Genomic DNA, 10824 nt, shown 5'->3' on the forward strand with positions numbered 1-10824 from the left:
CGCAATTCAGTGATCGGCTTGCAGGGTGTCCATGATCGAGAAAACGACGTGCTTTCTTGAGTCGCCGTCACCGAGCGAGACGATATCGCGTGTCGGTTCCGGATTTCGGCGGTCGTTGGAGACGACGGACATACGATCGTTTTGAAAGACCGCGTGCCGTTGCAGCCTGATCATGTCCGGCAAGTTCGTCTCGAGATAAACGGCGAGCGGCTGCTTCGTCACGTATGCATGGGCGATGTCGAGGGCTTGTGCGACAAGGCGCTCATCATCGGACACGACCAGTATCGAATCCGGATAGGGACCCCGGACATCGAGTTCTTCAAGCACGAGCGGAAGCGAAATATCGATCGGTCCACTGATGCGGATGACGTGATCGTCACCTGGGCGGACGTCGTGCGATTTGTCGTCCGGGTTGAACGCGAATACTGCGCGTCTATCGGGTACCTGTATCAACGCGTCTACCTGCTTGTCGGTGACGATGAGCGTGCTACCAAGCGAGACCCGTTTGAAAAGGGCGTTCAGGAAGATACGCGATGCCGTGCTGATGCCGTAGTTACGGATGAGCGACAGCGATTCACCAATGGCCGCCTGCACGCCGTCTTCGTCGGCATCTTCGTGCTCGGCATCCGTCGATTCGTCGAGTATCTCGAGAAAGCTGGACGTGTATTCCCGCCAGTTCTTGATGGCACGCTTACCGGCCTGTTCGGTCAGGCGTTGCATCAGTGCCCGATCACTGCCCGCCTTGAACAAGGCATCCGCGATGCGGCCGGGTGTTGTCATATCTGCCGTCAGGCAGCCGCCGTCGCTCGCGAGCTCACGCATCACACCATCCGAGTGGCAAATGCAGGGCTTGCCGTGCCACAGGCTTTCCATGATGGGCATGCCGAAACCTTCGATTTCGGAGGCGTAGATCGTCAGTGTCGAATCGGAGTAGGCCCTACGCAACGTGTCGTCGTCGACGATACCGAGCCATTTCGCACGGGGCTCAGATTGGCAGAATGCCGTCATCTCGTCGGCAATGTCCTGGGCCCCTGCATATCGATTCCCGATAAACGTGATTTCCCAGTCAAAATCAGGATGGTCCTTCGCCAGCATTCGCAGGGCCGAAAGTATTTTCCTGTGTCCCTTTCTGGGTTCCAGCGTCGATACGCAGAGAATGCGCGTCGGCCCTTCGGACGACGAGTTGACCGAGGCGACAACTCGGGACGTGCCACCGAACTCGCCGGGCAGGGTGTTGACACGGACCCGCGGCCCGGCGAGATCGTTCGCTCTCCAGAATGTATCGAGGCAGTCGCCCGAGAATTGGGAAATGGGAACGACCACGTCACAATGCGAGATGCCTCGCATGTAGTCCGCATGGTTCTCGCGAATGGCGGAGTCCTTGACGTAGTCGGGGCGGAGCACGGGGATCGCATCATAGAAGATGGCCGACGTCCGGATGCCGTTCTGCTTGCAGAACTTTCGAATGTTGACGCCGTTCTTCTCGAATATGGTTTCAGTCAGAAGAAGCCACGTATTGTTTCCGCGATACAGATCCGAACGGTCGCTTAGCAGTTTGCGTTTGCCCGCCGGAGAGCGCGGCAAGTCATTCCCGGCGACCGGGCCATTGTATTGCGACAACTGTTTGTACTCATGCTCCGTCGGGAACACATACTGCTTGATGCTTGGATCCCACATGACGAAGACAGGATCCACAAAATGTTGTAGCTCGCGACTGAGTCGTCGGGTGACGCGAATGACGCCGGAGTTGGCCGGGTCAATCGCGGCATTGCTCACGTCGATCAAGACCTTCCTGCGGGCGTGACCGAGGTCACGGATGACGTTGACATATTGCCCGATGACACGCCGCCAGCGGAAATCCCGATGAAACAGCGTCCGCTCTGGCCAGTGATCGGCGGCGACGACGTCGGCGGAATCGCGCAGATAGGCGAGTTTGTCCACCATCTCGGTTGTATTCGCACACAGGTACCACGGGTGAACAACGACCTCGGGGTGTGCAGCGACATTGAAAACCAGTGTGGGCTTGTTCAACCATTGCATCTCCGCGAGCGGAAGATTGAATCCTTCCCAGGTCGACACGGAAATGCCGACGTCGCAGGCGTGCATCAGATCCTGCAGTTGCAGGTCGCTCGGGAATCCGACTGGGTGCACGTGATCTCGTGCGGGCGCGGGGCATTCAAACTGCTGGGGATCGGCCAGCACGAAGATGTTGTGGTCGATGTTCCGTTGCGACAGCTCGGTAGAGATGTCGAATACGCATTCGGAGTTCTTGTAGCAGCCGGGTTCCCAGCGGCCCAAGTTGATGATGTTCAGTCTTTTTCCTTTCGAGGCATCGAGGATCGGCGACGCGAGCGATTCGGAATTCTGGGCTGCATCGTCCCAGATTGCGTCTGCCATGTGATCCGCGCCGAGCAGGATCGTTTCGGATGACACCGAGGGAGCGTCGATCGCGGATTGCGATGTCGCGATGAATTGGCTGATCGGTGAAATCTTGGTCAGACGTGGCAAGTGCTTCTTACGCAGTTCCTTCAGGTAAAGCTGAATCTCACGTGCGTGCCCCTCGAATCCGTCGAGCGGGACGGAGCCGCAGTCGATGAACAGGGTCCGACAGTTATGCTTTTCGAGAACCGGAATCGTGGAGAAAAATGGCCAGCCACCGATAATTGCGACGTCAGGTTTCGATTTCCAGAACAGCTCGTCCCATGCCCTGTCGATCCACTTTGATGTAAAAGTGTCGAGCTGGATGTAGGCCTCAGCGCCATCCGGAATTCGATAAATTTGATCGGCGGCGTTTTTTACAACGGAGTCATTGAAATTGTTCGCAATCACAGTGACGTGGTGTCCCTGCTTGCGAAGATTCTCAGCGAGAATCAGGAGTAGTCGATCGACGCCAAAGCGAAACAGAAGCCGTTCATTACAAATCAGAATATTCATGATTGTTTATGCCTTTTTTTGCGCTTTTTTATCGATGACTGCGTAGTCTTGTGGGCCAGCGTGCACATCATGTGACGTATCGCGAGGAGTCTGCCAAGTCGCCCCCTCATTCGCGTGACCGACCGTCGCAGAGAATTTCGTCAACGTGTCGTCCAGCGCCAGCTTAAACGAATCCAGTTGGGTTGCGATGGCAAGCAGTTGGCCCTGATCGGTGGAACCGCTCGATTCGCGGAAGTTGTTCGTTCGATGTACGCTTTGCTCGATGCGACTGATCCTGCTTTCGAGCGCACGGAGGCGTTCGTCGTACATGATCCACTGAGGTTGTTCCGCGGAGCGTTTGCGCTCCTTGACGATGTGGTCGACGTTCGACCGGAGTACGTCGACCGCATGTTGCAGCATTTCAATCTCGGAATCGCGAACTCCGTTGTTTTCTGCGATGAAATCCAGCAAGGTTGCGAGTGACCGGTCGTGCGTCGCCGATGCGCTGCTGACGTCACCCTCAGACAAGCTGGGCTTTTCCGTACGTGTAGATTGCACGCGTGAGGCCGTACCGGAAGTGCCGTGTGCACTCGGCTGGGGGGCGTCGGCCGCTGCGGAAACGACGCGGGCGGTGTCGAATATGTCTTGGCGGAGAAGATCGATTTCGCTCTTCAACTCGAGGGCGATGGCTTGACTTGTTTTCCTGCTGTCCTCGATGGCGCTGAAGACGACCCGATGGATGTCATCAGAGCGCGTTGCACTGTCCTCGAGTTTGACGAGTCGCGCGAGATGATCACGATCCGACTGCATTTTCTTCTCGAGCTTCCGGATTCGTTCGTCGTAGGCGATCCACGGAGAACGCTTGGCCGATTCGGCAATCATTTTGGATGTGGCATCGATGCTCCCCTGCAGGGACGTGATCGCATCACGCGCAATACAGGCCTGGATATTCGAAATTTGATCGCGCTCCCCGATGGCAATCAGGATCCGCTGGAATGCGGAATCTGCGGCTGCGGCGCGGGCGTTCGTATTGGCGATGAGGGTGCTATTGGCCAGCTTTGCCAATTTCGCGATGCGATATGTACGATAGTGAACGATGAATGGGAAAGCGATCCAACGAATCACGGGGATTGCCTCCAGCGTTTCTACCATGCTCGCGTAGGCGATATCGTGAAGATCGGTCGCGGCCTCCTGTCCTTCGCGACTTGTGCGCAAATCCTGAATGATCTTGACCTTCGAGATGCCAGACCTGATCTGATTCAGGTAGTCACGGAGGCCCTGGGTGTCCGGTTCGCGCCTCAAGATGACGCGATAGGCTGAGCGGACGAACCCCTCGTCTTCATACTGTTGGAGCGTCGTCGCGGAAAACTGGATCGTTTTTTTGCCAGAGGCCGATGGCCTGAGCTTGCTTTTGAATCGGCGGCCGATTACAGGAAGATTCGAGAGAAACAGAAGTCGTCTCGCATGCCGTATTCCCCCGAGTTGCGTGCCGAGTAGTTTCCGTTCCTCCGATGCCCAGATGTGAAGAAGGACTTCGAGTTGGGAGTCGCCCGACCGGAGTTGTTCGAGCAGATGCTCGAGGCCAGCTTCATCGGGCTCCCGGTGCAGGAGATGGGTGAACAACCGGTGAAGGAAGCGTTCGTGGTTTTCGTCGAAGAAGTCGACGAAACTCGGATAGGTGGGCAGTGCAGGGTAGGCCAGATCGAACCGGGCGGGGATGGACACACCGGGTAACGGCGGCAGCGGATGCGGCTCGAGAGTGGCGTGATGGTGTGTGCCGCCTGACGCATAAACGGCGCCGCGCAGCTCGATGGCGATCTGCTTGATGCGCTCGATATCGGGTGCGATCGAATCCGGGCTGCCGGTATGCCCCTGCGTCAGATCGACCGCCTTCTCGAGTTTGGAATGCAGGATTCGGTTGGCTTGTTTCGCAACTACCTGTCGGATTCGGTTCTTGAAGTGAGCGATTTCAGTGGGCTGCATGGTTTTGAACCTTCTTGAAGGTAATTGCCGAATTAAAAATCGTGAACTTCCTGCCTGCCATCTGCCGTGTCGACGAGGCGGCCAGAGCGAAATTCCGATCGTCGCGATTTGGGGAAATATCGCGCGATGATCGGAGTTTCATTGCGGAAATATGTTCTCGGTCGTGCGGGCAAGTCATTGAGCAAGCTCGGCGGGAGCGTACGTACTGCATAGCCATCCAGCGAAAAGGCGACTTCGAATTACGAGTGCCGAAAGTTTGATTGCCGGAAAGACACAGCCGACCACTCTGCAGATAAGGCTCGTGCACTGCTGCTTCCGCAAGCCAAGAGATGCCTCTCCGCCGTTCTTCTCGTGAGATGGCGCAGGCTCCCGAATTGCCTGCGTCATCGTGTTTAAATGGCTCGCTATATTAGCAGCTATCCGAGAATATAGTGTCGCAACAGATCAATCGTGATGTTCGCGAATTCCCGCAAGCAACAGGCTCAAAATTCCCCATGCAATCATTCCGAGTGCGATTGCCTCAAATATCGATCTGAGTCGCTTGGGCTCGGTTGCGACGTCAGGGGTGTTCGGTTGAACCAGTCGAGCCAGGTAAAGTTGCTTTCGCTCTGCCTCGCTGCGGGCATTTTCCAGTGCGGAGATGGTCGAGGCAAGTTGCTTATTGGCAACTTCCGAATCCAGTTGCAACTTCGTATAGGCGACATTTTTTGCCGACAACGAGCCCTTGTTGCCTGTGACATCTCCGGTGGAGTCGTGGATCTGCTTCTGCAGCATGGCGATATTCTGCGTCAGCACCGGAATCTGAGGATTCTTCGGCGCGATGGACTGCAGTTGCACAAGTTGGGTCTGAGCGCTGAACAGGTCCGTTTGCAGCTTAGTGATTTGCTGAAGTTGCAGGGCTGACTGCTTTTCAGGGTCGAAAACTGCGTTTCCGCTTCGATATGCCGCGAGGTTGACTGCGGCTGCCTTGGCTCGATCCGCGGCTTCGTCGACCTGGCGTTGCGCAAATCGCACCGTGTCGTCCGCGGCACGCTTGTTCATCTCGTTGATCAGGCGTTCGCTTATCTCCAGCAGCTTCTCATTGATGCCGGCGGCCTCATTGGCGGTATAGGCGCGCACCCGCAGTGTCGCGATGCCGGACGCGGAATCCAGATTCACTGACACAATGTGCTTGCCGTAGTATCTCCACAGCGATTCGAAGCTGCCGTCGAGGCTTGCGTGGAACCTGCTGAAGATGTCGCCCTGTGTAGAGTAGGCGGTCGCGATGCCGCTGTTGGTATTGAGTTCGTGAAGCGCGTCACGCGACTGGATATAGTCGATGACGGAGTAAGCATCGTCCGGCGTGCGGGAAAAGGCAGCCCCTTGCAGCAGGGCGCCCATGACGCTGCTGGAGCTCTGACGAGATGCACTTCGTACAATAAAGCGCGACTCAGAGACGTACACATCGGAGGCGATCAGACCGTAGTAGGCGATCGCAACGATAGTCGGTACGACGACCGCGATTACAAACAGCCGATTCATGTGCTTAAATCTATCGATCAGGCTGCGTCTGGCTGATGTCGACTCATTGTTCGTTGCAGTGTTGCTAGAGATCTGTTCCAACTCTTTTCCGCAGGAATGTGGTGCCCTCACTTCGCTGCCAGCATCATTATCTGGCGGAGGGCGAATCAGAAATCCGGGGTGCTGTTCAGGCTGGGTGCAGACTGCCTGGTGCCTGGTGCGCATCCCGGGACGTACAATCATGTACCGTTCCTAGCTCTTCGTACTACAGGCCGGAGCGGAGTCGCGATCTTGCTGTCCATGCCACGCCGAATTCCGCGGGACGGCTGCGCGCGAAATTATAGCTGCGTTGAGTGTACGATATCACTCGGAGCTGACACTTTTGTGTTCTGTTGTGCGGTGGCGTTCGACACGGGGCGAATTCGCAGTGATGTAGCTGCGCGTAACAGAAAGATTGTGACTATAGGGATACAGGTCGAGTGTAATCGTCGCTCCGCTGGCGGGCCGTTTGCCGTCGCTCGCAATCCATGTGGGTGCTATCGAAAATTGACGGCACTCAAAATTATTCTGTTCAATTGTCTGATTAGAAAAATAAAAAACAAGCAGAGTCGGATTTGGCTCGAGTACGGACGCGCGGCGACCCAGGAAGGAGGGCGTTTGCCTCGTAGCCCGGGCGTGCAGACGGAGGGCGTGTTGGGGTATTGGCCGGCGTGACGGAGGGCACCTCGACCGGGACGTTGTAATACGCCACATATTTCATCTGCTGCCTTGTGGGCGCTCAGTTTGGAATGCTATATTCGGCGGCCTTGCGAATCGCGAGCAATCCCGGCGCGATGAATGCCAATTTCAGAGCCCGATTCGATGAATGAGGGCGATTCCCCCGGGACGCCCGGTTGGTTGATATTTCGATGCCTCGCTCCTTTCTTGTGCTGCAAGGCACGGCTTCCCTATTCTTCAGTCGGTTGTCGGAGGCGCTCTCCGCCCGTGGTCACGCGGTATGCCGTGTCAATTTTTGCGGCGGCGACTGGTTGTACGGCCGGACGAGGGAGGTCATCAACTATCGCGGGAAGACTTCCGAGCTCCCGGATTGGTATGCGGATCTCGTTCGTCAGAAGGGGATTACGGACGTCCTGATGTTCGGCGATTGCCGCGAGATCCACCAGCACATGCATTTGGTATCCGAGCGGCATGGCCTTCGGTTGCACGTCTTCGAGGAAGGCTATATTCGCCCGCACTGGATTACGCTTGAGCGTCATGGCGTCAATGGCAGATCTCTGATGCCGACCAATCCCGAAAATATCCTTCAGTTTCAAGGGCATGTTCCATCGGCGCAACCCGGAGTGGCAACAGGGTACAACCTTTTCGAGCGAGCCTTTCATGATATCGCGTACCGTATCGCGAACGCCCTGTTAGCTTGGCGGTTCCCGTGCTACCGTAGCCATCGTCCGCGTAACGGATTTGTCGAATATGCGGGGTTGGCGGCGCGTACATTGTTGCGGGGCCGGCATCACCGTCAGGCCGAGGCGGTTACGCGAGAGTTGCTCGACGGTGGGCGGTCGTACTATCTGTTTCCGCTGCAACTGAATTCCGATGCGCAGATCATTGTGCATTCGCCCTTTGACGGCATGCGCGACGCCATCGATCAGGTGATCCGGTCGTTCGCGAAGCACGCATCGCAAGACGCAACATTGGTCATCAAGAATCATCCGCTCGACACGGGGTTGATCGAATATCGGCGCTTCGCGATGTCGCTCGCACGTGCAGTCGGTATTGACGGGCGCTTGCGCTTTATTGATTCCGGCCATCTGCCCACGCTACTGGAGTTTTCGCGTGGCGTGGTAGTGGTCAACAGTACGGTTGGCTTGTCTGCCTTGCACCATGAGCGCCCTTTAATGGCGCTCGGTACTGCCATATATAATATGCGTGGCCTGACTTGGCAGGGAGGGCTGGATGACTTCTGGAGCAACAGCGAACCGCCCAATATGGTCCTCTATCACGCCTTTCTCGACTACGTGATGCATCACACGCAGATCAACGGTGATTTTTATACGCACACCGGCATTGCGATGGCGGTGAAGGGCGCTGTCGACCGTTTGGATTGTGTGGATGCGTAGCCGCGGGCCTGTTCACGTCGTCATTACGGGTGCGAGCGCAGGCCTCGGCCGGGCCCTTGCACTCACCTATGCGCAACCGGGCATCGTGCTCGGTCTCATCGGTCGCGATTGTGAACGGATCGCAGAGACCGCGGAAGCCTGTCGCTCGCGTGGTGCTGCCGTCGAGACCGGGGCAATTGACGTGTGCGACGCGACGGCGATTTCCGCTTGGCTTGATGATTTCGACGCCCTTCATCCGATTGACCTGCTAATCGCAAACGCGGGCGTTGCCAGCACGATTGCGTCGGCCTCAGACTGGGAAGGGCTCGAGCGTACGGTGCGCGTCATCGACACCAATCTTTACGGTACGCTGAATACGGTTCTGCCCGTCATTGACCGTATGCGCGCACGCAGGCGCGGCCGCGTTGCCATGGTCAGTTCGATCGCTGCACTGCGCGGCATGGCGATCTCGCCGGCCTATTGCGCAAGCAAGTCTGCCATCAAAGCGTATGGCGATTCGGTGCGGCCGCTGCTTGCGCGAAACGGCGTCGGCGTCACGGTGATCCTGCCCGGCTTTGTGAAGACGGCGATGAGCGACGTATTTCCTGGCGACAAGCCGTTGCTCCAGAGTGTCGAACGTGCGGCTGCATACATCCGGCGCCGGTTGGACGCGGGCCACAGTGAGATCGCATTCCCTGGGCTGCTCGTGTTCGGCATGCGCTTGCTGTCAATCCTGCCCGCCACACTCGCCGACGCGATTCTTGACCGCCTGTCCTATCTGCCGTCGAAGGACCGGGTCAATTGAACGCGCGTCTTGCCGTGACTCTGGCGGCCACCGTTGCGCTGTCGTTCGCGGTCGACGCGATCGCTGTCCCGCGTGCGCCGCTGCGACGGCCGCTGCTGTCGTCAGTGCTTCACATTCTTTCCGTAGTATTCCTGTTCGACGCGGTGTTCGCCGTCACGTCGCGGCCGCTTATTTCGGCCTGCGCGGCACTGGCGCTCGTCGGTCTTGTCGCCGCAGTCAGTAATGCGAAGTACGAGTCGTTGCGTGAGCCGTTCGTTTTTACCGATCTGAGCCTATTCAGTCAGTTGTTCTCGCATCCCCGTCTTTACCTGCCGTTCCTGAGCGTCGGCAAGGTTGTCGCGATCGGTGTCGGCATCGTGCTCGTGATCGCGGGCTTCGTCGTCGAGCGCCCGGCACCTGTAGGCTCCGGCATGCTGGTCTGGCTCACGGTCGGGCTGTCGTTCATGCTGGCCGTGCTCGTGGCCGCCCGTGTACCGCTCACACTCGATCCCGATGCCGACCAGCGTCGCCACGGTTTTTTTGCCGTGTTCGTTGGCTATCTGCTCAACGGCTTGCGTCCCGCGACGATTCGCCGGTTCCGCGAAGTCGTGGCGGCCGGACCGTTCGCAACCGGCAAGCCGAGTCGGCGCCCTGACGTGGTCGTGATCCAGAGCGAATCGTTCTTCGATGCACGCCGGCTCGGAGAGGCAGTCGAGCCGAATCTCTTCACGCGCTTCGACCAGGCGCGTCGCGAGGCCGTCTGGCATGGCGAGATGACGGTGCCTGCGTGGGGGGCAAATACCATGCGAACGGAATTCGCGGTGCTGACCGGTACGGAATCCTTTTCGCTTGGGTATGCGCGCTTTTATCCTTACGTATTTGCAAGAAATAAAATCGCTTCGCTCGCATCCTGGTTCAACCGTTGCGGCTACGATACAGTCGCGATTCACCCCTATTACGCCGATTTCTTCGGGCGGCACCGGGTATTTCCGTTGCTCGGCTTCACGCGTTTTCTCGATATCCGCCACTTTGAATCGGCGCTCCGTGCCGGTCCGTATGTGGCGGACGCCGCAGTGTCGGAGTCGATCATCGCGGAACTCGACGCGGCGAGCAGCGACCGCCCGCGCTTCGTCTTTACTATGACCATGGAAAATCATGGCCCGCTGCATCTGGAGCAGGTTTTGCCTGGAGAATCGTCTTCGCGGCATACTCTCGGCGAGGATGCATCCTGGCGCGACCTGACGGCATATCTGCGGCACGTCGAAAATGCGGACGCGATGATCGGCCGACTGATGGATTACCTGCGCACCAGCAATCGTGAAACGATCGTTTGTTTTTACGGCGATCACGTTCCCGCTCTACCTCGTGTTTTTCATAAGCTGGGTGTTACTCCGCAACACAGCGACTACTTCATTTGGCGAAATTACGGCACAGTTGCTCCCGAACGCCGGGACCTGGCGGCCGAAGAATTAGGGGTGGCGCTGCTGCGCGTGGTACAAGATGACGGAAATCGTACGCAAGAGCCGTGCGTATCCGAGAAAGCGACATAAA

At 57.5% G+C, this 10824-nt stretch carries 6 protein-coding genes; 3 read left to right on the top strand and 3 right to left on the bottom strand.

Annotated elements, in window-relative coordinates:
• Positions 1-6: 6 nt before the first annotated feature.
• From ACT2FV_RS20560 to ACT2FV_RS20570, 3 genes are all read right to left on the bottom strand, one after another.
• Positions 7-2934, bottom strand: coding sequence for a glycosyltransferase (locus ACT2FV_RS20560; RefSeq protein ID WP_444504686.1), 2928 nt, complete (start codon positions 2932-2934; stop codon positions 7-9).
• A 6-nt stretch (positions 2935-2940) separates the two neighbouring features.
• Positions 2941-4896 carry a DUF4214 domain-containing protein gene (locus ACT2FV_RS20565; RefSeq protein WP_444504687.1) on the bottom strand — a complete coding sequence of 652 codons (1956 nt, stop codon included), beginning with the start codon at positions 4894-4896 and terminating at the stop codon, positions 2941-2943.
• Between the two features lie 444 nt (positions 4897-5340).
• On the bottom strand, positions 5341-6498 hold the full coding sequence (locus tag ACT2FV_RS20570) for a hypothetical protein (protein WP_444505439.1): 1158 nt from the start codon (positions 6496-6498) through the stop codon (positions 5341-5343).
• 806 nt (positions 6499-7304) lie between these two features.
• Here ACT2FV_RS20570 and ACT2FV_RS20575 point away from each other — a divergent pair.
• From ACT2FV_RS20575 to ACT2FV_RS20585, 3 genes are read left to right on the top strand one after another with little or no spacing between them, the layout of a single operon-like run.
• Positions 7305-8510 carry a capsule biosynthesis protein gene (locus ACT2FV_RS20575; RefSeq protein WP_444504688.1) on the top strand — a complete coding sequence of 402 codons (1206 nt, stop codon included), beginning with the start codon at positions 7305-7307 and terminating at the stop codon, positions 8508-8510.
• A complete protein-coding gene (locus ACT2FV_RS20580; protein ID WP_444504689.1) occupies positions 8503-9294 on the top strand; it encodes an SDR family NAD(P)-dependent oxidoreductase in 792 nt (263 codons plus the stop codon). Before ACT2FV_RS20575 ends, ACT2FV_RS20580 begins: the two co-directional genes overlap by 8 nt.
• Positions 9291-10823, top strand: a complete 1533-nt coding sequence (locus ACT2FV_RS20585; protein ID WP_444504690.1) for an LTA synthase family protein — start codon at positions 9291-9293, stop codon at positions 10821-10823. Before ACT2FV_RS20580 ends, ACT2FV_RS20585 begins: the two co-directional genes overlap by 4 nt.
• Position 10824 lies beyond the last annotated feature (1 nt).

It is taken from the genome of Burkholderia sp. PR2 (assembly GCF_052372875.1).
GTDB classification, from domain to species: domain Bacteria; phylum Pseudomonadota; class Gammaproteobacteria; order Burkholderiales; family Burkholderiaceae; genus Burkholderia; species Burkholderia diffusa.

Coding starts and splice junctions, on each gene's coding strand:
- ACT2FV_RS20560 (WP_444504686.1), bottom strand. CDS start 2,934: ATGAATATTCTGATTTGTAATGAACGGCTTCTGTTTCGCTTTGGCGTC.
- ACT2FV_RS20565 (WP_444504687.1), bottom strand. CDS start 4,896: ATGCAGCCCACTGAAATCGCTCACTTCAAGAACCGAATCCGACAGGTA.
- ACT2FV_RS20575 (WP_444504688.1), top strand. CDS start 7,305: ATGCCTCGCTCCTTTCTTGTGCTGCAAGGCACGGCTTCCCTATTCTTC.
- ACT2FV_RS20580 (WP_444504689.1), top strand. CDS start 8,503: ATGCGTAGCCGCGGGCCTGTTCACGTCGTCATTACGGGTGCGAGCGCA.